The organism is Citrobacter sp. Cpo012 (genome assembly GCF_030333015.1).
Lineage (GTDB): Bacteria > Pseudomonadota > Gammaproteobacteria > Enterobacterales > Enterobacteriaceae > Citrobacter > Citrobacter portucalensis.
The window spans coordinates 90,369-114,460 of the sequence record NZ_JAOWGR010000034.1 but is presented as its reverse complement, the minus strand read 5'-3'; the positions used below and the strand labels follow the sequence as shown (position 1 = coordinate 114,460).

The window sequence follows — 24,092 nt, the reverse complement described above, 5'->3', positions numbered from 1 at the left end:
GAACTCAGAAGTGAAACGCCGTAGCGCCGATGGTAGTGTGGGGTCTCCCCATGCGAGAGTAGGGAACTGCCAGGCATCAATTTAGTGAAGAAGCCCATCCTGCCGGATGGGCTTTTTTGCGTCTGTGCGGGGTGAAAACCGCCGGATGCGGCGTGCCGCCTTATCCGGCCTACAGAAGCCCGTCAGTGAATGCGTTTCAGTAGACCTGATAAGCGCAGCGCATCAGACTCATCACAACACCACGGTTACCATCTTATCCATTGCGTAACAAAATCAGCAACTTGCTGTATGTCGTTGATATCTAACAATGGAACATCCACCGCCAGCGGAACATCACTGGCAACCGCGATAACATATTCGTCTATCGCCAATTCTTCAGGACTATGCCCGCAACCGTCGCGAAAAAGCACGATCTTAGCGACAGGTTCATGCTTAAACCCTTCAACCAGCACTAGATCCAACGTCGCTGCATCCATCCGGCTTACCAGATATGCTAAATCCAGTTCGGGCTCTTCCGGTGTTTCTACCATTAATGCCCAACGTTGCTGGCTGGCGACCAGCGTTTGTGCTGCACCGGCTTTACGCAGTTCATAGCTATCTTTACCGGGCTTGTCGACATCCATATTGTGATGAGTATGTTTAATCAATCCGGGACGTATACCTCTGGCACGTAGCTCCGGGATCAACTTTTTGAGCAGCGTGGTTTTTCCCGTCCCGCTCCATGCCGCAATGGCGAGTAATGGGATCATGATTTTTCCTGCCATTTTGCGAGCTCTTCGGGGGTGTTCACGTTTACGAACGCATCTTTATGATCGCTGAAATCGACAGCATGACCGCCAGCCAGACGCATAAAGACCATAACGCGTCGTTCACCGGACTGAAGATAATCCTGCAGCAAAGGCTGCATAGAGCGGTGCATCAGCGCAATGGTTGGGTGATCTCTTTCCCCATCATGCACCCAGACAACGGGTGCAGCTTTACGTTGCTCTTTTAGACGAGCGACCAGATCGTGAGGAATATAGGGCATATCGCACGGGCAAAACAGAAACCACTCCCCCGTTTGCTGCAGGAATACCGATAGCATCCCGGCCAGTGGGCCAGGGAAATCGGCCAAGGAATCGGGAATAACTTTCAGGCCGCTTTGCTGGTATATATCCCGGTGGCGATTGGCATTAACCACCACGGTTTCGACCTGCAAAGCGAGAATGTCGGCCACATGCCGCCAAAGAGGTTTACCGTCCAGTTCAAGCAGACCTTTATCGGTCCCACCCATCCGTCTGGCCTTACCGCCAGCCAGCACAACCCCTGTTATTGCACTATCCAGAATCACTGATATCGCCTCTTTTAATGTGGGATTGACCCTGCTAACGTATCTGTATTGAGCCTAAGGAGCACAACCATGAAATGTAAACGTCTGAATGAAGTTATTGAACTCCTCCAGCCTGCCTGGCAGAAGGAACCCGATCTTAACCTGATGCAATTTTTGCAGAAACTGGCGCAAGAGTCAGGTTTTGACGGCGAACTGGCGGATTTAACTGATGACATTCTGATCTATCACCTGAAAATGCGAGACTCAGCGAAGGATGCTGTCATCCCAGGTATTCAGAAAGATTATGAAGAAGATTTTAAAACCGCACTACTCCGCGCTCGTGGCGTAATTAAAGAGTAAAAGCTTGTAATCGCCGCCACCGAAAGCGCTGCGAAATGATATCCTGAATCATTCGTAGTATTTTCCGGATGATGGGATGAACGACAACGCTTTTAATTTCCAGACGCTACACCCGGATACCATCATGGATGCACTGTTTGAGCAGGGGATCCGGGTGGATTCCGGGCTTACCCCGCTTAACAGCTATGAAAACCGTGTCTATCAATTCCAGGACGAAGACCGTCGACGCTTTGTCGTTAAGTTTTATCGCCCTGAACGTTGGTCTGTCGATCAGATCCAGGAAGAGCACCAGTTTGCTCTGGAACTGGTAAGCGATGAAGTCCCGGTAGCTGCGCCGTTGGTACTGAACGGCCAAACGCTGTTAAGCCACCAGGGTTTCCATTATGCGATTTTCCCCAGCGTCGGTGGGCGCCAGTTTGAGGCCGACAACATCGATCAGATGGAGGCGGTCGGGCGCTATCTCGGGCGTATGCACCAGACCGGATCCAAGTGTACTTTTGCCTTCCGACCGACGATTGGCCTTGAAGAATACCTGACTGAGCCGCGTAAAGTTTTTGAACACGCACAGCTTATCCCATCAGGGCAAAAAGTGGCTTTCCTGAAGGCAACGGATGCGCTTATCGCGGTGGTTACCGAACGCTGGCATACGCGTTTTACTGCGTTACGCCTGCACGGTGATTGTCATGCCGGTAATATTCTGTGGCGCGATGGCCCGATGTTTGTCGATTTAGATGATGCCCGCAATGGTCCGGCTATTCAGGATTTATGGATGCTCCTCAATGGTGATAAAGCTGAACAACGCATGCAGCTAGAAACCATTATCGAGGCTTATGAAGAGTTTAGTGAGTTCGACATCTCTGAAATCGGACTGATAGAACCTTTACGCGCTATGCGTTTAGTTTATTATCTTGCCTGGCTGATTCGACGTTGGGCTGACCCTGCGTTCCCAAAAAACTTCCCGTGGTTAACCGGGGAAGATTACTGGCATCGTCAGACCGCGACCTTTATTGAGCAGGCAAAAATTCTGCAAGAGCCCCCCTTACAATTAACGCCAATGTATTAATCGGAGAAACTTGAACATGAAAAAAATATGGCTGGCGCTGGCTGGTATGGTCTTAGCTTTTAGCGCATCTGCAGCGCAGTTCCAGGATGGTAAACAATACATCACCCTGGAGAAGCCTGTTGCGGGTGAACCGCAAGTGTTGGAGTTCTTCTCCTTCTACTGCCCGCACTGCTACCAGTTTGAAGAAGTGCTTCATGTATCTGATAACGTGAAGAAAAAACTGCCGGAAGGCACCAAGATGACCAAATACCACGTCGAGTTTCTCGGGCCGTTGGGCAAAGATCTGACGCAGGCATGGGCGGTTGCTATGGCGCTGGGTGTTGAAGATCAGGTCACTGTTCCGCTGTTTGAAGGGGTTCAGAAAACCCAGACCGTTCAGTCTGTTGCTGATATCCGTAAAGTGTTTGTCGATGCGGGTATTAAAGGCGAAGACTATGATGCGGCATGGAACAGCTTCGTAGTGAAATCTCTCGTGGCACAGCAGGAAAAAGCAGCGGCTGATTTACAGCTGCAGGGCGTTCCGGCGATGTTCGTGAATGGCAAATATCAGGTCAACCCGCAGGGCATGGATACCAGCAGCATGGATATCTTTGTACAACAGTATGCGGATACCGTGAAATACCTGGTCGGTCAGAAGTAAAAGCAAAAGCCGGTCACTGACCGGCTTTTTTATTTGCAGCTTTAATCGCGTCGAGCTGCGCGTCTTTCTCACTCCACAGCGTATTCAACCACAGCTGAAAGCGGCGCTTGAATGCCTTATCGTTCACGTAATCACCGTGTAACTCTTCATGGATTGGCTCCAGATTCACCCGCACGACAATCCTCGTTAGCTTACCGCTCAGCATATCGTAGAACGGTCGGCTACTGTTTTCCGGATAGCACAACGTGACATCCAGCATTTTATCGAACTGTGACCCCAGCACATTTAATGCCATCGCAATACCGGCCGCCTTGGGTGGGAGCAGGTTTTGATAAGGAGAACGGGTCTGCTCACGCTTCTCATGAGTAAAGCGCGAACCTTCGACAAAATTCACTATGGTTGTCGGGTGTACGCGAAACTTCTCGCAGGAACGACGCGTTGTTTCGACATCTTTACCACGGCGTTCCGGATGGCGAAGCAGATAGCCACGTGAGTAGCGTTTCATAAACGGCATATCCAGCGCCCAGCAGGCCAGGCCAATAAAGGGCACCCAGGCCAACTGCTGCTTGAGGAAATATTTATTCATCGGGATGTGCTTACGGAACAGAACGCAAAGCACAACGATATCGGCCCAGCTGTAATGATTACAAATGAGCAGATACCAGTTTTTTTTGCTAAGACCTTCCAGTCCTTCAACATCCCACTTCAGCCGTGGATTAAGGTGCAGCAGTAGCGCCAGACCTTCACACCAGCAGTACATCATGAAATTACAGAAGACAGAAACCTTGCGCCAGACGACAGGAATGGGCAAAAGGAGTTTCACAACCCCGGCAAGGATGATCGGCACAGAACAAAAAATTGTGACCAATATGGTCAATACGATACTCAGCAACAGCGTTATCGCAGCGAGTATTCTCGTCATAATTAAATTATTCAAAAGGTTAGCCATAGACAGTGCGCGAAAGAGGCGCAAGGGGCTGATTTTATCAGAAAACGAACCAAATGATGGATCTTCCCTGAATAGAAAAAAAGAGAATATCTATCCACATCAGGATATAAGCTTTAAAAATGGAATAAAATGCCGTGCATTTATTTAACTAATTGAAATTATTGTATAAATACAATGGAGCATTAATTGCCTTGCTATATTTAAAGAGCTGAAAATTATTTATTCACAAAGTTATCCACAGCTGTCTTTGCGAGCAAAGCAGAAGATCTGCAAAAGTTTTTCGACAAATGCGGCGAAAAACTCATGTTTTCATCCTGTCTGTGGCATCCTTTACCCATAATCTGATAAACAGGCACGGACATTATGGTTCAGATCCCAGAAAACCCACTTATCCTTGTAGATGGCTCATCTTACCTGTATCGCGCATACCACGCGTTCCCACCGCTGACTAACAGCGCAGGAGAACCTACGGGCGCGATGTACGGTGTCCTCAACATGCTGCGTAGCTTGATTCTGCAATATCAACCAACCCATGCAGCGGTGGTATTCGACGCCAAGGGTAAAACCTTCCGTGATGAATTATTCGAACATTATAAGTCTCACCGCCCACCGATGCCGGACGATCTGCGTGCGCAGATTGAACCTCTGCATGCGATGGTAAAGGCGATGGGGCTGCCACTGTTGGCTGTTTCTGGCGTGGAGGCGGACGATGTTATCGGTACGCTGGCGCGGGAAGCAGAGAAGATCGGTCGCCCGGTGCTGATTAGCACCGGTGATAAAGATATGGCTCAGTTGGTGACGCCGAATATCACCCTTATCAACACCATGACCAATACGATCCTTGGCCCGGATGAAGTGGTGAATAAGTACGGCGTCCCGCCGGAACTGATCATCGATTTCCTGGCGCTAATGGGTGACTCCTCAGATAACATTCCTGGCGTTCCAGGCGTAGGCGAAAAAACCGCTCAGGCACTGCTGCAGGGGCTGGGTGGGCTGGATACCCTCTATGCCGAATCAGACAAAATAGCGGGGCTGACCTTCCGTGGTGCGAAAACCATGGCGGGCAAACTTGAGCAGAACAAAGAGGTGGCGTACCTCTCTTATCAATTGGCTACCATCAAAACCGATGTTGAGCTGGAATTGACCTGTGAGCAGCTGGAAGTCCGTCAGCCCGCTGCAGAAGAACTGCTTGGCCTGTTTAAACAGTATGAATTTAAACGTTGGGTTACCGACGTTGAAGCGGGTAAATGGCTACAGGCGAAAGGGACGAAGCCGGCGACAAAACCGCAAGAAACTATTGTCGTCGATGAAACGCCTGAGGAGCCGGCCACGGTTCTTTCGTATGAAAACTATGTGACGATTCTGGACGAAGCGACGCTGGAAGAGTGGATCGCTAAGCTGAAAAAAGCACCTGTCTTTGCCTTCGATACTGAAACTGACAGCCTGGACAACATTTCCGCGAATCTGGTTGGCCTGTCTTTTGCCATTGAACCGGGTGTGGCGGCGTATGTTCCTGTTGCCCACGATTACCTGGATGCCCCTGACCAGATCGCGCGCGACCGTGCGCTGGAGCTGCTAAAGCCGCTGCTGGAAGATGAGAACGCGCACAAAGTCGGGCAAAATCTGAAGTACGATCGCGGCATCCTGGCGAACTATGGCATCGAGCTGCGCGGCATCACCTTTGACACCATGCTCGAATCCTACATTCTTAACAGCGTCGCTGGACGACACGATATGGACAGCCTGTCGGACCGCTGGCTGAAACATAAAACCATCACCTTTGAAGAGATCGCCGGAAAAGGCAAAAACCAGCTGACCTTTAACCAGATAGCACTGGAAGAGGCTGGCCGTTACGCTGCGGAAGACGCCGACGTTACGCTACAGCTGCATCTGAAAATGTGGCCAGAATTGCAGCAGCATAAAGGGCCGTTGAACGTCTTTGAAAATATCGATATGCCGCTGGTGCCGGTTTTGTCTCGCGTTGAGCGCAACGGTGTGAAAATCGATCCGGCTGTTCTGCACAAGCATTCAGAAGAGCTGACGCTGCGTTTGAATGAGCTGGAGCAAAAAGCGCACGAGATCGCCGGAGAAGCGTTTAACCTCTCTTCCACTAAGCAACTGCAAACTATCCTGTTTGAAAAGCAGGGTATTAAGCCGTTGAAGAAAACCCCTGGCGGCGCGCCATCAACGTCGGAAGAGGTACTGGAAGAGCTCGCGCTGGATTACCCATTGCCGAAAGTGATCCTGGAATATCGTGGTTTAGCAAAACTGAAGTCGACCTATACGGATAAGCTTCCGTTGATGATTAACAAGAAAACCGGGCGCGTGCACACCTCATACCATCAGGCGGTTACTGCCACCGGGCGCTTGTCTTCAACGGATCCAAACCTGCAAAACATCCCGGTACGTAATGATGAAGGTCGTCGTATTCGTCAGGCGTTCATTGCGCCAGAAGACTACCTGATTGTCTCTGCGGACTACTCACAGATTGAACTGCGTATCATGGCGCACCTTTCACGTGATAAAGGTCTGCTTACCGCGTTTGCCGAAGGGAAAGACATTCACCGCGCAACGGCGGCAGAAGTCTTTGGTTTACCGCTTGATTCTGTGACCAGCGAGCAACGCCGCAGCGCTAAAGCCATTAACTTCGGTTTGATCTACGGGATGAGCGCCTTTGGTTTGGCGCGCCAGTTGAATATTCCGCGCAAAGAAGCACAGAAGTACATGGATCTCTACTTTGAACGCTACCCTGGTGTGTTGGAATACATGGAACGCACCCGCGCGCAGGCGAAAGAGCAAGGCTATGTAGAAACGCTGGAAGGTCGCCGTCTCTATTTACCGGATATTAAATCCAGTAATGGTGCTCGTCGCGCTGGTGCTGAACGTGCGGCCATTAACGCCCCGATGCAGGGAACTGCCGCAGACATTATCAAACGAGCCATGATTGCCGTGGATGGATGGCTGCAAACCGAGCAACCGCGCGTGCGCATGATCATGCAGGTACACGATGAACTGGTGTTTGAAGTGCACAAAGATGATCTGGAAAGCGTCTCCAAAAAGATCCACCAACTGATGGAAAACGAGACTCAGATTGACGTGCCGTTGCTGGTGGAAGTCGGGAGTGGTGAAAACTGGGATCAGGCGCACTAAGGGTTTACTTAATAACGCTCCTTTTTCGTAACTAAGCAACATAAGAGAGAGCTTTTTGTGATGTCCATTAGAATTCCCTATGTAAGGAATGAAAAAAAATTACAAAAAGTGCTTTCTGAGCTGCTCAAAAAAGAGTAAAGTTATTCTCGTAGGGTACAGAGGTAAGATGTTCTATCTTTCAGACCTTTTACTTCACGTAATCGGATTTGGCTGAATATTTTAGCCGCCCCAGTCAGTAATGACTGGGGCGTTTTTTATTGTGCGAAAGAAAAGTTTTGCACATGCTGTAGGCCGGATAAGACGCGCAGCGGCGTCATCCGGCATATCGGTGGGTTATTCCTCTTCCTGCACCTCTTCAACTGGTGCCAGTTCACTAAACCAGCTATCCAGTTTTTGCCGCAGTTTGTCCACACCCAGTTTTTTCAGCGATGAAAATGCTTCTACCTGCACATCACCGTTAAAAGCCAGTACGGCTTCACGTACCATATTCAGCTGCGCTTTGCGTGCGCCGCTGGCCAGCTTATCTGCTTTAGTCAGCAGTACCAGAACCTGAACGTTGCTCTCAACTGCCCACAGGATCATCTGTTGATCGAGATCTTTTAACGGGTGACGAATATCCATCAGTACCACCAGACCTTGCAGGCTCTGACGCTTTTCCAGATATTCAGCCAGCGCGCGTTGCCATTTACGCTTCATTTCTTCTGGAACTTCGGCATAACCGTATCCTGGCAAATCGACCAGGCGTTTGCCGTCAACGACTTCAAACAGGTTGATGAGCTGAGTACGACCCGGCGTTTTAGATGTACGCGCCAGACCTTTTTGATTCGTCAGGGTATTTAGCGCACTGGATTTGCCTGCGTTGGAACGGCCAGCAAAAGCCACTTCGATACCGGTATCGGAAGGTAAGTGGCGAATATCAGGCGCACTCATCACAAAGTGCGTCTGTTGATAATTCAAGTTAGTCAAAGCAGTCCTCTCCATCAATCAGGGCTTTGCAGCGATTATACCTGAACCCCAGCAAAAGGCTGGTTTTTCGACGAGTGAGCTGTGTAAGTAAAAACCTCGCGCTTTGTGAGACATTGCCGACAGTTTCTATACGAGATGACAGAGTAAAAAATGACAGAACTAAAATAAATCATATGGTTACATTTGGGCGCTATTCTTAAAATCAGAAATTGTTACCCAGGTTACTTGTACGTTTAAACCAAAACGGTAAAGTAGCGTCCATAGCGAGGAAGCTGAAAGGATAGACGACTCAGGATGAGGGTCAGGAGCGCCAGGAGGCGAAGACACAGGATTGTCAGGAAGACAAACGTCCGGAGACGTTAGTAAAAGGAAATGGAAACAACACGGAATGTTAGAGGCTAAGGGAAAAACAGGGTGTGTTGATAGCCAACAGGGATTGTAGAGCCCGTAAGGGTTGAGAGTCAGGAAAAAAGGCGACAGATTACTCTGTCGCCTTTTTTCTTTATTTCTGCTAGATTCCGGCGCAATTATATACTGAATAAAAACAGCCAAAGACGAATCATGATGAAACCAACTTCTACACCACGCGGTAAAGGTCCTGCAAAAGCGCGTCGTAAAACACGCGAAGAAATTAACCAGGAAGCTCGCGACCGTAAGCGCCAGAAAAAACACCGTGGTCATGCGGCAGGTAGCCGTGCGTCCGGTAGCGAAGGCGCATCTGGTGGCGGAAACCAAAATAAGCAAAAAGATCCTCGTATTGGCAGCAAAACCCCCATTCCATTGGGCGTGACCGAAAAAGTCACCAAACAGCACAAACCGAAGAGTGAGAAACCTATGCTTTCACCACAGGCTGAGTTGGATTTACTGGAAACGGATGAGCGCCTGGATGCGCTGCTGGAGCGTCTTGAAGCAGGAGAAACCCTGAGCGCGGAAGATCAGTCCTGGGTTGATGCCAAGCTGGATCGCATCGATGAGCTGATGCAAAAGCTGGGTCTTTCTTACGATGACGAGGAAGAAGAGGAAGAAGAAGAAAAGCAGGAAGACATGATGCGCCTGCTGAAAGGCGGCAACTAACGGTTTTACACCGTGGGTCTTCCCGTCCTGCTTATAACCCTTCCGGTTATATGTTATCTGGTGTGGTTATTCGTTAAACTACAGCGGTTGTCGCGGCGACAGAAGTGGCTGCGCAACCGACTTATCACCCGTACTGGGGTTAAGTCGGTACGCCGTACCCGCCAGAGACGCCATCGGAAGGAGTGAGCATGTCAGAGCAGTTAATAGACTGGGACCTGGCCCTGATCCAGAAATATAACTATTCCGGGCCACGATATACCTCGTACCCGACCGCGCTGGAGTTTTCTGAAGACTACGGCACTGAAGCATTTCTAAAGGCCGTGGCGCGTTATCCTGAGCGTCCTCTCTCGCTGTACGTTCACATCCCGTTCTGCCACAAGCTGTGCTACTTCTGCGGCTGTAACAAGGTCGTGACTCGCCAGCAGCATAAAGCCGATCAATACCTCGATGTCTTAGAACAAGAAATTATTCATCGCGCACCGCTGTTCGCCGGACGCCATGTCAGTCAGCTGCACTGGGGCGGCGGCACGCCAACGTACCTGAATAAAGCGCAAATCAGTCGTTTGATGTCGCTGCTGCGTGGCAACTTTAACTTTAACGACGACGCTGAAATCTCGATCGAAGTGGATCCGCGAGAAATTGAGCTGGATGTGCTCGATCATTTACGCGCTGAAGGTTTTAACCGCCTGAGCATGGGGGTGCAGGACTTCAATAAAGAAGTTCAGCGCCTGGTGAACCGTGAGCAGGATGAGGAATTCATCTTTGCGCTGCTGAATCATGCGCGTGAGATTGGCTTTACTTCGACGAATATCGATCTGATTTATGGTTTGCCAAAACAGACGCCGGAAAGTTTCGCCTTCACCCTGAAACGCGTTGCTGAGCTGAATCCAGATCGACTGAGTGTCTTTAACTACGCGCACCTGCCGACGCTGTTTGCCGCTCAGCGCAAAATTAAAGATGCCGACCTGCCCAGCGCGCAGCAGAAGCTGGATATCCTGCAGGAAACCATCTCTTCACTGACCGAAACTGGCTATCAGTTCATTGGCATGGATCACTTTGCCCGTCCGGATGACGAACTGGCCATTGCTCAACGCAAGGGTGTGCTGCATCGTAATTTCCAGGGTTATACCACCCAGGGTGATACCGATCTGCTGGGAATGGGCGTGTCAGCCATCAGTATGATTGGTGACAACTACGCGCAGAACCAGAAAGAGCTGAAGCGCTATTATCAGCAGGTAGACGAGCAGGGGGACGCGCTGTGGCGCGGAATTGCACTGACCCGTGACGACTGCATTCGTCGAGATGTTATTAAGCTCCTGATCTGCAACTTCCGCCTCGACTATGCCACTGTGGAACAGCAATGGGATCTGAACTTCGCTGACTATTTTGCCGAAGACCTGAAACTGCTGGCACCGCTGGCGAAGGATGGGCTGGTGGATGTCGATGAGAAGGGGATTCAGGTCACGCCGAAGGGCCGTCTGCTGATCCGTAATATTTGCATGTGCTTCGATGCGTATCTGCGCCAGAAAGCACGGATGCAGCAATTCTCGCGGGTGATTTAACGCTTTTCCGGGTGGCGCTTCGCTTATCGTGCCTACGAAAATCTCAATACGTAGGTCGGGTAAGCGAAGCGCCACCCGGCGAACCCGCTAGCTGAACAGTCCAACCAGCGCTGCGCACAATACTGCGGCGACCGCAGTTTGTGGCGTATGGCTTTCGACCGCACCGCTCGACAGCAGATTAATGATTGATTCCAGCATGATGACTTCCCCCCCGTTAGTCGGGCACGATCATACTTAACTCATCGGAACAGTAAAGCGCAAAATAGCAGCTATTTGCGCTCAATTATTAATCTTTACACAGTGACGATATGTCACTCCATTCCGAGTTCTTTTAGCTTACGCGTCAAGGTATTACGACCCCAACCGAGCAAGCGTGCCGCTTCCTGTTTATGCCCCTGGGTATGACGTAGCGCGGTAGTCAACAGCGTGCGCTCCATCTCTGGTTGGGCCTCAGAAAGCAAGTTTTGATGACCGGAGCGTAATGCCCGATCCGCCCACTGTGCCAATAGCGTTGCCCAACTATCCGGCTGCATATGGGACGGTGCGTCTGGCACAGAGGTTTCAAACAGCTCGGTTGGTAAGTCCTGAATCAGGACTTCCTGCCCGGCGGCCATTACGGTTAACCAGCGGCAGGTGTTCTCAAGCTGACGCACGTTACCTGGCCAGGCCAGACGGGTGAGCGCAGCCTCGGTTTCCGGGTGTAATTGTTTGGCTTCCACCCCCAGTTCGCGGGCGGCCTCCTGCAGGAAATGACGCGCCAGGCGGGGGATATCTTCCCGACGTTCGCGCAGTGGCGGCAGATGTACCCGGATGACGTTCAGGCGATGGAATAAGTCCTCACGGAATTTGCCTTCCTGTACGCGCAGTTCAAGGTTTTGGTGCGTGGCGGCGATAATGCGCACATCCACTTTCACCGGTGCGTAACCACCCACGCGGTAAAACTGTCCATCGGCTAATACGCGCAATAAACGCGTTTGCACGTCCAGCGGCATATCGCCAATTTCATCGAGGAACAGCGTACCGCCGTCTGCCTGTTCAAAGCGCCCCTGACGAATGGTATTCGCCCCGGTAAACGCGCCTTTCTCGTGGCCAAACAGCTCAGATTCGATCAAATCTTTCGGGATTGCCGCCATGTTCAGCGCGATAAACGGCGCTTTGACGCGCGGGCTATGACGGTGCAACGCATGGGCGACCAGCTCTTTACCGGTTCCTGACTCCCCATTAATCAATACGCTGATTGAAGACCGGGACAGGCGACCAATAATGCGAAAGACGTCCTGCATTGCTGGCGCTTCGCCGATGATGTCGGTTGTGGGGCCGTTAATCTGAACATTGCGCGGCTGCTGCTGTTCCTGATAATGACTGATGGCGCGCTCGACCAGCGCCACCGCTTCATCAATATCAAAAGGTTTGGGCAGATAATCAAACGCTCCTTGCTGATAGGCGCTGACGGCAGCATCCAGATCGGAGTGCGCGGTCATTATGATGACCGGAAGCATCGGATGCCGCTGTTTAATCTGTTTTAACAGCGTCAGGCCGTCCATACCCGGCATGCGGATATCTGACAACAGCACGTCCGGCGTTTTGCTGGCCAGCGCGTCCAGTACCTCTTTACCACTTTCAAATGTGGTACAGCTTAGCCCTGCCCCTGCGAGCGCACGTTCAAGCACCCAACGGATGGAACTATCGTCATCAACGACCCAGACTATTCCTCGTTGCATAAACGTCACCTTATTTCCTGATAGGCAGGTAAACCGAGAACTCGGTATGACCCGGCCAACTGGTAAATTCAATTTTGCCGGAATGTTGATCAATCAAATTACGGGCGATAGACAATCCAAGGCCGGTACCGCCTTCGCGACCGCTAACCATTGGGTAGAACAGCGTATCCTGCAAATGCGAGGGGATACCTGGACCGTTATCCTCTACATCAATTCGTGCCGCCAGACGGTAACGCATGCCGTGTAGCGTGAGCTGAAACGCGGTGCGGGTGCGCAGAATGATCTCGCCGCCTTCCGGTCCCAGCGCCTGCAAAGCATTGCGTACGATGTTCAGCAAAACCTGCTCGATCTGGTCCGGGTCGTGCAGTAATTCGGGCAGACTTGGGTCGTAATCCCGGATTAGCGTGACGTTTTCCGGCAGCTCCATCGAGACCAGCGCCACCACGCGTTCCGCCACTTTGTGAATACTTTCCGTGATGTGCATGCCGGGCTGTTGTGGCCCCAGCAGACGGTCGACCAGATTACGCAGGCGGTCCGCCTGTTCAATAATGACTTTGGTATATTCGGTCAGCGCCGGGTCCGGAAGCGCTTTACTGAGAAGTTGCGCCGCACCGCGTAATCCGCCCAGCGGGTTTTTAATTTCATGTGCCAGACCACGCACCAGATCGCGGGCAGCAATCTGCTGGGCGTGCTGGAGCTGTTCCTGACTCAGACGGCGCTGGTTATCCATAGGGGCCATCTCCAGCAAGATAAGGCCATCAGGCAGCCTCTGAGCGGTCACAGAGAGGATATGTGAGTGGCTGTCTATCACCAGCGTCACTTCGTTATCCGTAAAGCCCTGGCCTGCTTCCAGGCTCTCTCGCATCAGTCCGATGTTTAAGGAGAAATAACTCAACAGATCGGGAAGCGGTGTACCAAACAGTTTGCGGGAGCTTTGGGCGAGCAGCTGCTGTGCCGCCGGGTTGGCGTAATGTACAGCCAGCTCATCGTCGACGAGTAAGATGCTGTTGATTAAAGAATTTAGGATCTGCCCAGCATCGGGCAGCGTGCCGGTTGCCATTCAGCAGTCTCCTGAAAAGTGTTGCACCAATTTAGTGCATTATAGCTTTTTACATCAAAAAAGCGCGAAAAAGCAGGTTGTTAGTGGAGAAAAAAGCCCATCCAGAGATGGGCTACAGATGACTGGCAAACATAGATGCCGGATGGCGGATTTGCCTTATCCGGCCTACAAGGTAATGTTACCCTCCAGGCCTGATAAGTTTGCGCCATCAGGCGTCCTATCATTCACCATCGATCTCAAGCCTGCCTGAGCAGGCTAAAAGTTCCACGGCAACTCAAACGATTAAACGCTGTAGTACAGCTCAAACTCTACCGGGTGCGGAGTCATGCGCACGCGGTCATCTTCTTCGCGACGCAGCGCAATGTACGCATCGATCGCTTCATTGGTGAACACGCCTCCTGCGGTCAGGAACTCGCGGTCCAGATCCAGTTCTTTCAGTGCTTCTTCCAGAGAACCAGCAACCTGTGGGATCTCTTTCGCTTCTTCCGGCGGCAGGTCGTACAGATTTTTGTCCATTGCTTCGCCCGGGTGGATCTTGTTCTTAATACCGTCAAGACCAGCCATCAGCAGCGCTGCGAAGCACAGGTATGGGTTAGCAGCCGGGTCCGGGAAACGCACTTCGATACGACGCGCTTTCGGAGAAGCAACTACCGGGATACGGATAGACGCAGAACGGTTACGGGCAGAGTAAGCCAGCATTACTGGTGCTTCGTAACCCGGGACCAGACGCTTGTAGGAGTTGGTGGTCGGGTTAGCCAGGGCGTTGATCGCTTTAGCGTGCTTGATTACGCCACCGATGTAGTACAGCGCCTGCTCAGACAGACCCGCATATTTGTCACCGGAGAACAGGTTTACGCCGTTCTTGGACAGGGACATGTGGCAGTGCATGCCGGAACCGTTATCGCCAAACATTGGTTTTGGCATAAAGGTCGCGGTTTTACCGAAACGGTGAGCGACGTTGTGAACGACATATTTGTAGATCTGAATTTCGTCCGCTTTTTTGGTCATGGTGTTAAAGCGGGTCGCGATTTCGTTCTGACCGGCAGTCGCCACTTCGTGGTGATGCGCTTCAACAACCAGGCCCATTTCTTCCATGATCAGACACATGGTAGAACGGATATCCTGAGAAGAATCTACCGGAGGAACCGGGAAGTAACCGCCTTTCACGCCTGGACGGTGACCTTTGTTACCACCTTCGTATTTGGTGGAGGAGTTCCATGCGCCTTCGATGTCATCGATAGCCACGTGGGAACCGGAAATAGTTGCGCCGAAACGGATGTCGTCAAACAGGAAGAATTCTGGCTCTGGCCCGAACAGAACGGTGTCTGCGATGCCGGTAGAACGCAGATACTCTTCAGCACGTTTAGCGATGGAGCGCGGGTCACGGTCGTAGCCCTGCAGCGTACCTGGTTCCAGGATATCGCAACGGATGATCAGGGTAGACTCTTCAAAGAACGGGTCGATGAGAGCAGTAGACGCATCTGGCATCAGAACCATGTCTGATTCGTTAATACCTTTCCAGCCACCGATTGAGGAGCCGTCAAACATTTTGCCTTCTTCAAAGAATTCGGCATTTACCTGATGAGCAGGAATAGTGACGTGCTGTTCTTTACCTTTGGTATCAGTGAAGCGTAAATCAACAAACTTCACTTCGTGTTCGTTCAGCATCGTCAAAACGTGTTCAGCGGACATACTTACTCTCCCGGATTGGTCATTGTCGTCGTGGTAACGAAGTCTTCAATTCTGCAAAAATTGGCCGTGTCGCCATAAAAAATATAAAGCGAAATCTGTGCCAACTTTTAAATTGCCCCTAAAAGGCGTTATCATGCGCACCATCGTGCAAAGGGGCTGCACCATGAAGGTTGTATTGCACCATTATAGTGCTTTAATGTGAACATTAAGCACCATATTGGTGCAAAGCATGTCAGATTACCCCTTTTAACGCTCCGTGAATGTGATCACAAAGAAACTCTGCAATACTTGTTTGCGGAGGATGTTTGTGATCCTGTTTTGTACTGCGATTAATCCGTGTACAATAACGCGCTATTTCTAAAATGCCTGAGGCAAAGTTGTGATCGAAAATTTGCGTAACATCGCCATCATCGCGCACGTAGACCATGGTAAAACGACCCTGGTAGACAAGCTGCTCCAACAATCCGGTACGTTCGATGCACGTGCTGAAACCCAAGAGCGCGTGATGGACTCCAACGATTTGGAGAAAGAGCGTGGGATTACCATCCTCGCTAAAAACACCGCTATCAAATGGAATGACTACCGTATCAACATCGTTGATACCCCGGGGCACGCCGACTTCGGTGGTGAAGTTGAACGTGTAATGTCCATGGTCGACTCTGTGCTGCTGGTGGTGGATGCAATGGACGGTCCGATGCCGCAGACGCGCTTCGTGACCAAAAAAGCCTTTGCCCATGGCCTGAAGCCAATTGTTGTTATCAACAAAGTTGACCGTCCTGGCGCGCGTCCTGACTGGGTTGTTGATCAGGTATTTGACCTGTTCGTTAACCTCGACGCTACCGACGAGCAGCTGGACTTCCCGATCGTTTACGCTTCTGCGCTGAACGGTATCGCGGGTCTGGATCACGAAGACATGGCTGAAGACATGACTCCGCTGTATCAGACTATCGTTGATCGTGTACCGGCTCCGAGCGTAGATCTTGATGGCCCGCTGCAGATGCAAATCTCTCAGCTGGACTACAACAACTACGTTGGCGTAATCGGTATCGGCCGCATCAAACGCGGTAAAGTTAAACCGAACCAGCAGATCACTATCATCGATAGCGAAGGCAAAACCCGTAACGGTAAAGTCGGTAAAGTTCTGACCCATCTGGGTCTGGAACGTATCGAGAGTGATATTGCCGAAGCAGGCGATATCATCGCGATCACCGGTCTGGGCGAACTGAACATCTCCGACACCATCTGCGACCCGCAGAATGTTGAAGCGCTGCCAGCTCTGTCCGTTGATGAACCGACCGTTACCATGTTCTTCTGCGTAAACACCTCTCCGTTCTGCGGTAAAGAAGGTAAATATGTTACCTCTCGTCAGATCCTTGACCGCCTGAACAAAGAGCTGGTGCACAACGTTGCGCTGCGCGTTGAAGAAACCGAAGATGCGGATGCGTTCCGTGTATCCGGTCGTGGTGAGCTGCATCTGTCTGTTCTGATCGAAAACATGCGTCGTGAAGGTTTCGAAATGGCGGTTTCCCGTCCGAAAGTAATCTTCCGCGAAATCGATGGCCGTAAACAAGAGCCGTTCGAAAACGTAACGCTGGACGTTGAAGAGCAGCACCAGGGTTCTGTGATGCAGGCTCTGGGTGAGCGTAAAGGCGACCTGAAAAACATGAATCCAGATGGCAAAGGCCGCGTACGTCTTGACTACGTGATCCCAAGCCGTGGTCTGATCGGCTTCCGTTCAGAATTCATGACCATGACTTCCGGTACCGGTCTGCTGTACTCCACCTTCAGCCACTACGACGATGTTCGTGCGGGTGATGTTGGTCAGCGTCAGAACGGCGTACTGATCTCCAACGGCCAGGGTAAAGCAGTTGCGTTCGCACTGTTCAGCCTGCAGGACCGCGGTAAGCTGTTCCTGGGTCACGGTGCTGAAGTTTACGAAGGCCAGATCATCGGTATTCACAGCCGCTCTAACGACCTGACTGTAAACTGCCTGACCGGTAAGAAACTGACCAACATGCGTGCGTCTGGTACTGACGAAGCAACGGTTCTGGTTCCGCCGGTTAAGATGACTCTGGAGCAGGCTCTGGAATTCATCGATGACGACGAACTGGTAGAAGTAACACCAACCTCTATCCGTATCCGTAAGCGTCACCTGACTGAAAACGATCGTCGCCGTGCAATGCGTGGCGCGAAAGAAGAGTAATTAACACTCTTTTTCAGGTAAGCACAAAAAAGCCGCTGATTATCAGCGGCTTTTTTTATCTAAAAGATCAGGTCGTTTCCTGCTCTGCAATGACTAGCTCAATATTTTCTAAATCAAGCAATTGCTTGAATGAATTTGGTGGCTGGGAATCGGTAAAAAATGCCCGAATTTTACGCATATTACCGATGGATACAGCGGCTGAGGCGGTAAACTTAGTATGATCAGCAACTAACAGCGTATTACGTGCATGCTTAATCATCGTTTTGGCGACAAGCGCTTCGTTAACGTCAAATTCTAATAGTGTGCCGTCTTCCTCGATGGCACCAATACTGGTAATCAAATAGTCGGCTCTAAATCCTTCAATAAAGTTCACTGCTCCTGGGCCAACAATACCGCCATTATGAGCACGTAACGTTCCACCGGGCACCATAACCTCAAGATCTTGATTCTTATATAAGATCTGCGCAACACGAAGACTGTTAGTAATGATGCGAAGATCCCGACGGTTCAGCAAAGCTCGTGCGACGGCTTCCACCGTTGTACCAATGGTAATAAATACCGTACAGCGTTCAGGAAGATAATCAGCAACCGCTTCCGCTATCGCTTCTTTTTCCTGGGTAAGGGACAACTCTCGCTGTTCAAAGGCGGTATTCATGACGCTGGATACACGTCCGGCTCCACCATGATGTCTGGTGATCAAGCCCTGTTCGCTTAACTTACGAATATCCCGGCGCACGGTTTGCGTGGACACGTCCAGCAATTGTGCGAGCTCTTCGATATTCATATAGCCGCGTTCTGTAATGTAATGAACAAGTTGATCGTGTCGCGGATTACCGGTGACTTCAATGATGCTCATGAATACTCCTGGACTTCTTCCCCGTAATTGTTGGCTATTTTACGCATAAAGTGACAAAAATGATTCGGTTTGCGCACGATTAGGAATTCCGGCTCGTCCGCCCGCCTGAGTGCATTTCATCGCCGCCACCGCACTTGCGAAGCGAATCGCCTGGTCAGTCGGCATTTGCTCTGCAAGAGCTGCTGCCATTGCACCATGGAAAACATCGCCTGCACCGGTTGTATCCACAACATTGACAGAAAATGCAGTCTGTTGACACATATGACCATTTTCGATCCATAGTGACCCTTCGCCGCCAAGCGTAACGTACACTTTACCATTGGTTTGCTCAGCGGCCAGTTTAAGTGCCTGTTGTGCATCATCTTGCCCGGTCATTCTCTTCAGACCTGGAGTTGAAAAAACGGCATGATCGGCAAGCGCCACCAATGGGGTTATATCTTGTGGTGTCATATCGGCATCCAACAGCGTTGGAACTCCGGCGGCACGTGCCAGTTCGAAGGATTTCAACGTCCCTTCATGCCAACGTACATCGGCCAGAACGATGTCATAACGGGAAAAATCAATCGACTCCAGCCACCTTGCATCCGTATCGAGATCCGGGCTTGGATAGTTCACGATAATGCGTTCGCCATGCTGGTCGACCAAAATTGCGGACTGGGATGAACGGGAGTTCGGGTATTGCCGGCAGAACGCGGTATTGACCCCCCAGCTCTGAAGCTCGTTAAGCAAGGTATTCCCACAACTGTCATCGCCTACACGGCCTATAAAATCAACGTCAATACCAAGCCGGGCAATGGCGACAGCTGCTGTTGCCGCCGGGCCGCCACCTGTCTCCAGATATTGATTTGACTGATATTTTCCCCCGCCATCGGGCAGGTTGTTCAGAGAATAAATACGGTCCTGAACGGTGATTCCAACACATGCAATTCTGGTCATATTTGGTTAGTCCTGTGTGATCTTGTCTTCTTTTGTTCATTTTAATGACATAAATGATCAAATTAGTGACGCGTGTCTTGTTTTTAGTCATAAATTACAAATATGCTCAAAAACAGACGAAAACGAGTTTTTAATTGTAATTATTTTGTCAACCTGAGACAGGAGAGCATTCATGACAACCGTTGCATTTTTGGGCTTGGGCCAGATGGGCAGCCCAATGGCTAATAATCTGTTGCAAAAGGGACATGCTTTGCGTGTGTTCGACGTAAACCAACAGGCAGTCAATGAATTAGTACAAAAAGGTGCGACTGCTGCTCAAACACCTGCTGAAGCCGCTAAAGGTGCCGAATTCATAATCACTATGCTGCCAAATGGCGACATCGTTCGGCAAGTTCTGCTGGGTAAAGATGGCGTCAGCGAAGGCCTGTCCCCCAATGCCCTGGTTATTGACATGTCCACGATTCATCCATTGCAGACCGATGAGTTGATTCATGAGATGAAAGAGAAAGGCATCAGCATGATGGATGCCCCCGTGGGCAGGACGTCAGTTAACGCGATTGACGGCACGCTGCTGATTCTTGCTGGCGGAACGCCTGAACAGGTTGAACGTGCTCGCCCTGTGCTGATGTGTATGGGGAATGAGCTGGTGGAAGCTGGCGGTCCCGGTATGGGGATCCGCGTAAAGCTCATCAATAACTATATGAGTATTGCGCTGAACGCCTTGTCAGCGGAAGCCGCTGTTCTTTGCGAATCATTGGGTTTGAGCCTTGATGTGGCCATTAAGGTCATGAGCGGTACTGCCGCAGGCAAGGGGCACTTTACGACAACCTGGCCTGGCAAGGTACTTAAAGGAGACCTTTCTCCGGCATTCATGGTGGACCTCGCGTTGAAAGACCTGCGTATTGCCGTCGATGTCGCTAGTCAGACCGGTGCGCCGCTCAATATGGGCATTGCAGCAGAAACCTATTACACCCGTGCCAGCGAGAACGGTCGAGGCCGTCAGGACTGGAGTGCGCTGTTATCTCAGGTTCGTCAGCAGGCTGGCCGACCAGATTCACTCTAAATTTTAAACAGTTACAGGAGTTATTATGTCTTCCCACAATACCCCATACACGCTGAAAGATATTTCTCGCCCTGGCGGTGGATTTGCCATGCTGGCCGTTGATCAGCGTGAAGCAATGCGTCTGATGTTTGCAGCGTCTGGACATCCTAAACCTGTTGCCGACAGCGTATTGACTGATTTTAAAGTTGCAGCAACACAAATTCTGTCTCCCTACGCTTCAGCGGTTCTGGCAGATAAACAATTTTGTCTCGATCAGATTGTCTCTCAAGGTGCAGTCGCTGATTCATGTGGACTGATTGTGGCGGCTGACCATTTTGTTCCGGGTAATGGTATTCCGGTTGATAGTGTCGAAATTGACAGAGCAATTGATCCGCATAAAGCCCGCGAAATGGGTGCGAAAGCCATGAAGTTGTTAGTGCTGTGGCGTGAAGATGAACCCGCAGAAGAACGTTTGGCTATGGTGGCTGAGTTTGTTCAACGCTGTCGTAGCGCAGGGCTGGTCAGCATCATTGAGCCGGTCGTTCGTCCTCCTCGTCGTGGCTGGGAATTTGACCGGGAAAGCGCCATCGTTGCCGCAGCGGCTGAACTCGGCTGCACCGATGCTGACCTCTATAAAGCTGAAATGCCATTAGGCGGCAAAGGTGATGAACAGACCCTACTTGCTGCGTGTCAAAAGTTGCATGAACAAATGAAAATGCCGTGGGTCATTCTCTCTTCTGGTGTTGATGCGGACATTTTTGGCCGCGCGGTCCGTATCGCCATGAAGGGTGGAGCTTCCGGATTCCTGGCAGGGCGTGCCGTTTGGGCATCGGTTGTTGGTGCTCAAGATCCGCAAACAATGTTGCGTGATGTGTCGGTTCCACGCTTACAACGCCTGGCAGAAATCGTCGATGAAGGGATTTCTCAGCGTTAATCACCCATTTTAACGAATCTGGAGAAGAACCATGGATAAGATTACCCAAGTTCTATTTTCTGATATTGGGAAGGTGACCACCCAATATGTTGAGCTGCCGCACCAGGAACTTAAACCGCAAGAAGTCCGCATTGCTCCGGTGTTTTACGGAATATGTGGCTCTGATCTGCATGTACTGAAAGGAGGACACCCATTTGCAAAACCTCCGGTTGTGCCTGGACATGAAATTGCGGCACGCGTAACTGAAGTGGGCAGTGAAGTAACGAATGTTAAGCCGGGCGATCATGTCGTAGTCGACCCAATTATGGCCTGCATGGAGTGTCGTGCTTGTAAAGCGGGTCGCTTTAATCTGTGTGAGCCGCCACAGGTTGCTGGCTTCCGGGCGCCGGGTTTTGCCCGCTCGCAGCACATTGTACCTGCACGAAACTGCCATGTTGCACCTGCTTCGTTACCACTAAAAGCACTGGCTTTCGCTGAGCCCGCAGCCTGCGCGCGTCATTGCGTGAGCCGTATGCCGAAAGCGTCATTGGAAAGTGTATTAGTGATTGGTGCAGGGACAATTGGTTTATCCATCGTTCAAGCATTGCGCATCATGGGTGCGGGAAAGATCACCGTCATCGAGCCTGATGCCGCCAAGCGCGCGTTGTCGTTAAAGCTAGGTGCCACGGAAGTCTGGGCTCCGGGGGAATTGGATGCACAGGTCCGTTTTACGGGGGCAATTGATGTTGTTGCCGCCCAGGCCACGCTGAATGATGCATTTACCCATGTTTATGCTGGCGGAACGGTAGTGTGCATGGGGGTACCGAGTGGCCCACGTGAAATTCCTCTTCCGATGATGCAGCGCTTCGAACGCGATTTGTTGAATTCCGGCATGTACATCCCGGAAGACTTCGATGCCGTGATTGAATGGCTTGCGGATGGGCGGTTTGACACCAGCGAACTGGTGACCGATCTCTTCCCTGTCGAAGATGCGGATAAGGCGTTTGAACGTGCGCAGCAAAATGACTCTATAAAAGTCATGCTGCAATTTGCTGAGGTTTGATGCTGTAACCCTCTGTCTGGCGCTGCTTAAGGGTAGCGCCATCCTACAACAATGAAAAAGGATGCTGCGATGAGTCACATCACCAGTCCTACACCTTACTCGATCGGTCGTCCCCAGGACGTGATTGATATTGTTAATAAACATTCAGCAGTAAACACCAGTGTCGGCGTCATTTTTATCGCTCTTGGTGGCATTCTAATTGATGCCTATCAGGCGGCGATGGTGGGTTTTGGTAATAAATATATCGCATTGCAATTTGGTATTTCACCGGGGCTGGCGGCGACGGTTAACGCCTCTGTTTTAGTCGCCGCCCTGATTGGTGGATTACTGGCGAACCGTGTGATTAACCGCTTTGGTCAAAAGCGTGCATTTATCATCGGAATGGGCCTGTGCACAATAGGTGCCGCAGCTGTCGCGATAGCCCCGAACATCTGGTGGGTGCTGGTGTGTCGCGTAATCATGGGATTTGGCTTGGGTATTGATTTCCCGCTGGCAACAAATGCGGTGGCAGAGCTACGCGGCTCAACATCTAAGAAAACCGGTTCGTCGGTTAACCTTTGGCAAATGGCCTGGTATGTATCAACTACGGTCGTCTATCTTGTGCTGCTTCCACTGTTGTTGTCGGGTATCGCGGAAGAGCAATTATGGCGCTATGGTATTTTCATTGGTGCTATTTTTGCCGTCATTATCATGATTCTGCGTTATTTCTTCATCGGTGAGTCTGCAATGTGGGCCGCACGAGTCGGACGTTATGATAAAGCCTGCGATATTCTGGCTAAACGCTATGGTGTTCATGCTCGCGTTGCTGCCAAACCAAAAAACGATGATTTTTCTGCTGAAAAAACAGAAAGTAAGTTTCATGGCGGCTATGGGATTTTATTTAACTCACGTTATCGCAAACGCACTATTCTCGGCTGCGTTGTGGCGACGATGCAAGCCTGGCAATATAACGCCGTGGGTGTTTATTTACCGCTGACTTTGGCGGGAATACTGAGCGGTGGATTAACCGGGGCTCTTAGCGGTTCTGCGGTAGTGAATGCCCTGTGTGGCATTACAGGTGGATTGATTGGTTCTCTTATCCTCCAGCGTTTGGGAACTCGCCTTCAGTCGATGTATGGTTTCGCCGTCGTAACGGTTGCATTACTGGCTTTAGGTGCATTAGCAACCACCAACCCATGGCTTTCTTTAGGTTTGTTGGGCGCAATCATTTTCTTCCATTCAGCGGGCCCGGGCGGCCTGGGAATGACCATTGCCACACTTTCTTATCCGCCATCTATTCGCCCGACAGGCGTAGGATTTGCTCGTGCAATTATGCGTACTGGGGCGATTGCCGGACTTATTTTCTGGCCTATGTTGTGGGGTGCATTAAAGACAGAAGCGTTCTATTGGCTGGCAATTGTTCCTTTTCTCGGCTTCCTGACATGCGTGTTGATTAAGTGGGAACCACTTGGTGCAAACGTTGACGCTGAAGACGCTGAGGTACTGGCTGAGTTGGATAAATAACAAGCAAGCGCGTCGCAACATGTCGACGCG

The 24,092-nt window shown here is 50.9% G+C and carries 23 protein-coding genes, 1 rRNA gene and 1 pseudogene; 15 read left to right on the top strand and 10 right to left on the bottom strand.

Annotation, left to right across the window (positions count from 1 at the left end; translation table 11 throughout):
• Positions 1–75, top strand: a 5S ribosomal RNA gene (gene rrf / locus OGX90_RS23885); the annotation flags it as partial.
• A gap of 170 nt (positions 76–245) precedes the next feature.
• Here the strand turns inward: rrf and mobB are convergent.
• Both mobB and mobA read right to left on the bottom strand, forming a co-directional pair.
• Entirely contained in the window at positions 246–764 is a 519-nt protein-coding gene (gene mobB / locus OGX90_RS06165; protein WP_286623352.1) for a molybdopterin-guanine dinucleotide biosynthesis protein MobB, read from the bottom strand.
• Positions 746–1,330, bottom strand: a complete 585-nt coding sequence (mobA, locus tag OGX90_RS06160; RefSeq protein ID WP_003028614.1) for a molybdenum cofactor guanylyltransferase MobA — start codon at positions 1,328–1,330, stop codon at positions 746–748. Before mobA ends, mobB begins: the two co-directional genes overlap by 19 nt.
• A gap of 69 nt (positions 1,331–1,399) precedes the next feature.
• Here mobA and OGX90_RS06155 point away from each other — a divergent pair, with 69 nt between their 5' ends.
• From OGX90_RS06155 to dsbA, 3 genes are all read left to right on the top strand, one after another.
• Complete coding sequence (locus OGX90_RS06155) at positions 1,400–1,669, top strand: YihD family protein (RefSeq protein ID WP_003028616.1); 270 nt, start codon at positions 1,400–1,402, stop codon at positions 1,667–1,669.
• 76 nt (positions 1,670–1,745) lie between these two features.
• Positions 1,746–2,732: a serine/threonine protein kinase gene (locus tag OGX90_RS06150; RefSeq protein WP_286623349.1), complete on the top strand. Its 987-nt coding sequence runs from the start codon at positions 1,746–1,748 to the stop codon at positions 2,730–2,732.
• Between the two features lie 16 nt (positions 2,733–2,748).
• Positions 2,749–3,372, top strand: a complete 624-nt coding sequence (gene dsbA / locus OGX90_RS06145; RefSeq protein WP_003028621.1) for a thiol:disulfide interchange protein DsbA — start codon at positions 2,749–2,751, stop codon at positions 3,370–3,372.
• 13 nt (positions 3,373–3,385) lie between these two features.
• Here dsbA and yihG read toward each other — a convergent pair whose 3' ends face one another.
• A complete protein-coding gene (gene yihG / locus OGX90_RS06140; RefSeq protein WP_225280869.1) occupies positions 3,386–4,240 on the bottom strand; it encodes a 1-acylglycerol-3-phosphate O-acyltransferase, YihG family in 855 nt (284 codons plus the stop codon).
• Here yihG and OGX90_RS06135 point away from each other — a divergent pair.
• The 3 genes from OGX90_RS06135 (at position 4,134) to spfP (ending at position 7,685) form a co-directional block, all read left to right on the top strand.
• The gene (locus OGX90_RS06135) at positions 4,134–4,469 is read left to right on the top strand and encodes a hypothetical protein (RefSeq protein ID WP_228553268.1); all 336 of its coding nucleotides are present in this window, start codon (positions 4,134–4,136) and stop codon (positions 4,467–4,469) included. The genes yihG and OGX90_RS06135 overlap by 107 nt on opposite strands.
• Before the next feature lie 215 nt (positions 4,470–4,684).
• Positions 4,685–7,471: a DNA polymerase I gene (gene polA, locus OGX90_RS06130; RefSeq protein ID WP_153753927.1), complete on the top strand. Its 2,787-nt coding sequence runs from the start codon at positions 4,685–4,687 to the stop codon at positions 7,469–7,471.
• A gap of 166 nt (positions 7,472–7,637) precedes the next feature.
• The gene (gene spfP, locus OGX90_RS23880) at positions 7,638–7,685 is read left to right on the top strand and encodes a small protein SpfP (RefSeq protein ID WP_071892919.1); all 48 of its coding nucleotides are present in this window, start codon (positions 7,638–7,640) and stop codon (positions 7,683–7,685) included.
• A gap of 119 nt (positions 7,686–7,804) precedes the next feature.
• Here the strand turns inward: spfP and yihA are convergent, their stop codons facing one another.
• Entirely contained in the window at positions 7,805–8,437 is a 633-nt protein-coding gene (yihA, locus tag OGX90_RS06125) for a ribosome biogenesis GTP-binding protein YihA/YsxC (RefSeq protein ID WP_071845249.1), read from the bottom strand.
• Between the two features lie 209 nt (positions 8,438–8,646).
• Between yihA and OGX90_RS06120 the strand changes: the two are divergent.
• The 3 genes and pseudogenes from OGX90_RS06120 to hemN all read left to right on the top strand — a co-directional run bounded on the left by OGX90_RS06120 (position 8,647) and on the right by hemN (position 11,073).
• Positions 8,647–8,832: pseudogene (locus OGX90_RS06120) on the top strand (hypothetical protein).
• Between the two features lie 169 nt (positions 8,833–9,001).
• Positions 9,002–9,511 (top strand): Der GTPase-activating protein YihI, encoded by a 510-nt coding sequence (gene yihI / locus OGX90_RS06115; RefSeq protein WP_003028627.1) that lies wholly within the window; start codon positions 9,002–9,004, stop codon positions 9,509–9,511.
• Positions 9,512–9,699: 188 nt separating this feature from the next.
• On the top strand, positions 9,700–11,073 hold the full coding sequence (gene hemN, locus OGX90_RS06110) for an oxygen-independent coproporphyrinogen III oxidase (RefSeq protein ID WP_020996122.1): 1,374 nt from the start codon (positions 9,700–9,702) through the stop codon (positions 11,071–11,073).
• Positions 11,074–11,160: 87 nt separating this feature from the next.
• Here the strand turns inward: hemN and OGX90_RS06105 are convergent, their stop codons facing one another.
• The 4 genes from OGX90_RS06105 to glnA all read right to left on the bottom strand — a co-directional run bounded on the left by OGX90_RS06105 (position 11,161) and on the right by glnA (position 15,546).
• Positions 11,161–11,271 (bottom strand): YshB family small membrane protein, encoded by a 111-nt coding sequence (locus OGX90_RS06105; protein WP_020996121.1) that lies wholly within the window; start codon positions 11,269–11,271, stop codon positions 11,161–11,163.
• 113 nt (positions 11,272–11,384) lie between these two features.
• Positions 11,385–12,794, bottom strand: coding sequence for a nitrogen regulation protein NR(I) (glnG, locus tag OGX90_RS06100; protein WP_003825317.1), 1,410 nt, complete (start codon positions 12,792–12,794; stop codon positions 11,385–11,387).
• A 10-nt stretch (positions 12,795–12,804) separates the two neighbouring features.
• Entirely contained in the window at positions 12,805–13,854 is a 1,050-nt protein-coding gene (glnL, locus tag OGX90_RS06095) for a nitrogen regulation protein NR(II) (protein WP_008786986.1), read from the bottom strand.
• A 282-nt stretch (positions 13,855–14,136) separates the two neighbouring features.
• A complete protein-coding gene (glnA, locus tag OGX90_RS06090) occupies positions 14,137–15,546 on the bottom strand; it encodes a glutamate--ammonia ligase (RefSeq protein ID WP_008786987.1) in 1,410 nt (469 codons plus the stop codon).
• Between the two features lie 379 nt (positions 15,547–15,925).
• Between glnA and typA the strand changes: the two genes are divergently transcribed.
• Positions 15,926–17,749 (top strand): ribosome-dependent GTPase TypA, encoded by a 1,824-nt coding sequence (gene typA, locus OGX90_RS06085; RefSeq protein WP_008786988.1) that lies wholly within the window; start codon positions 15,926–15,928, stop codon positions 17,747–17,749.
• A 67-nt stretch (positions 17,750–17,816) separates the two neighbouring features.
• Here the strand turns inward: typA and OGX90_RS06080 are convergent, their stop codons facing one another.
• A complete protein-coding gene (locus OGX90_RS06080) occupies positions 17,817–18,605 on the bottom strand; it encodes a DeoR/GlpR family DNA-binding transcription regulator (RefSeq protein ID WP_008786989.1) in 789 nt (262 codons plus the stop codon).
• 39 nt (positions 18,606–18,644) lie between these two features.
• Complete coding sequence (locus OGX90_RS06075) at positions 18,645–19,541, bottom strand: sugar kinase (protein WP_008786990.1); 897 nt, start codon at positions 19,539–19,541, stop codon at positions 18,645–18,647.
• Positions 19,542–19,713: 172 nt separating this feature from the next.
• On the opposite strand from OGX90_RS06075, the gene yihU reads away from it, so the two are divergent.
• From yihU to OGX90_RS06055, 4 genes are all read left to right on the top strand, one after another.
• A complete protein-coding gene (gene yihU / locus OGX90_RS06070; RefSeq protein ID WP_008786991.1) occupies positions 19,714–20,604 on the top strand; it encodes a sulfolactaldehyde 3-reductase in 891 nt (296 codons plus the stop codon).
• 25 nt (positions 20,605–20,629) lie between these two features.
• Positions 20,630–21,517, top strand: coding sequence for an aldolase (locus OGX90_RS06065; RefSeq protein ID WP_008786992.1), 888 nt, complete (start codon positions 20,630–20,632; stop codon positions 21,515–21,517).
• A gap of 31 nt (positions 21,518–21,548) precedes the next feature.
• Positions 21,549–22,559, top strand: a complete 1,011-nt coding sequence (locus OGX90_RS06060; RefSeq protein WP_008786993.1) for a zinc-dependent alcohol dehydrogenase — start codon at positions 21,549–21,551, stop codon at positions 22,557–22,559.
• Positions 22,560–22,628: 69 nt separating this feature from the next.
• Positions 22,629–24,062: an MFS transporter gene (locus OGX90_RS06055; protein WP_008786994.1), complete on the top strand. Its 1,434-nt coding sequence runs from the start codon at positions 22,629–22,631 to the stop codon at positions 24,060–24,062.
• Positions 24,063–24,092: the final 30 nt, after the last annotated feature.

Bases quoted from the DNA above. Each gene is read 5' to 3' on its own strand.
- OGX90_RS06080 (WP_008786989.1), bottom strand. From the start codon at position 18,605: ATGAGCATCATTGAAGTCACCGGTAATCCGCGACACGATCAACTTGTT.
- yihI (WP_003028627.1), top strand. From the start codon at position 9,002: ATGAAACCAACTTCTACACCACGCGGTAAAGGTCCTGCAAAAGCGCGT.
- OGX90_RS06055 (WP_008786994.1), top strand. From the start codon at position 22,629: ATGAGTCACATCACCAGTCCTACACCTTACTCGATCGGTCGTCCCCAG.
- mobB (WP_286623352.1), bottom strand. From the start codon at position 764: ATGGCAGGAAAAATCATGATCCCATTACTCGCCATTGCGGCATGGAGC.
- OGX90_RS06060 (WP_008786993.1), top strand. From the start codon at position 21,549: ATGGATAAGATTACCCAAGTTCTATTTTCTGATATTGGGAAGGTGACC.
- glnL (WP_008786986.1), bottom strand. From the start codon at position 13,854: ATGGCAACCGGCACGCTGCCCGATGCTGGGCAGATCCTAAATTCTTTA.
- polA (WP_153753927.1), top strand. From the start codon at position 4,685: ATGGTTCAGATCCCAGAAAACCCACTTATCCTTGTAGATGGCTCATCT.
- yihU (WP_008786991.1), top strand. From the start codon at position 19,714: ATGACAACCGTTGCATTTTTGGGCTTGGGCCAGATGGGCAGCCCAATG.
- dsbA (WP_003028621.1), top strand. From the start codon at position 2,749: ATGAAAAAAATATGGCTGGCGCTGGCTGGTATGGTCTTAGCTTTTAGC.
- OGX90_RS06135 (WP_228553268.1), top strand. From the start codon at position 4,134: ATGAAATTACAGAAGACAGAAACCTTGCGCCAGACGACAGGAATGGGC.
- OGX90_RS06075 (WP_008786990.1), bottom strand. From the start codon at position 19,541: ATGACCAGAATTGCATGTGTTGGAATCACCGTTCAGGACCGTATTTAT.
- OGX90_RS06105 (WP_020996121.1), bottom strand. From the start codon at position 11,271: ATGCTGGAATCAATCATTAATCTGCTGTCGAGCGGTGCGGTCGAAAGC.
- glnG (WP_003825317.1), bottom strand. From the start codon at position 12,794: ATGCAACGAGGAATAGTCTGGGTCGTTGATGACGATAGTTCCATCCGT.
- OGX90_RS06150 (WP_286623349.1), top strand. From the start codon at position 1,746: ATGAACGACAACGCTTTTAATTTCCAGACGCTACACCCGGATACCATC.
- hemN (WP_020996122.1), top strand. From the start codon at position 9,700: ATGTCAGAGCAGTTAATAGACTGGGACCTGGCCCTGATCCAGAAATAT.
- OGX90_RS06065 (WP_008786992.1), top strand. From the start codon at position 20,630: ATGTCTTCCCACAATACCCCATACACGCTGAAAGATATTTCTCGCCCT.
- OGX90_RS06155 (WP_003028616.1), top strand. From the start codon at position 1,400: ATGAAATGTAAACGTCTGAATGAAGTTATTGAACTCCTCCAGCCTGCC.
- glnA (WP_008786987.1), bottom strand. From the start codon at position 15,546: ATGTCCGCTGAACACGTTTTGACGATGCTGAACGAACACGAAGTGAAG.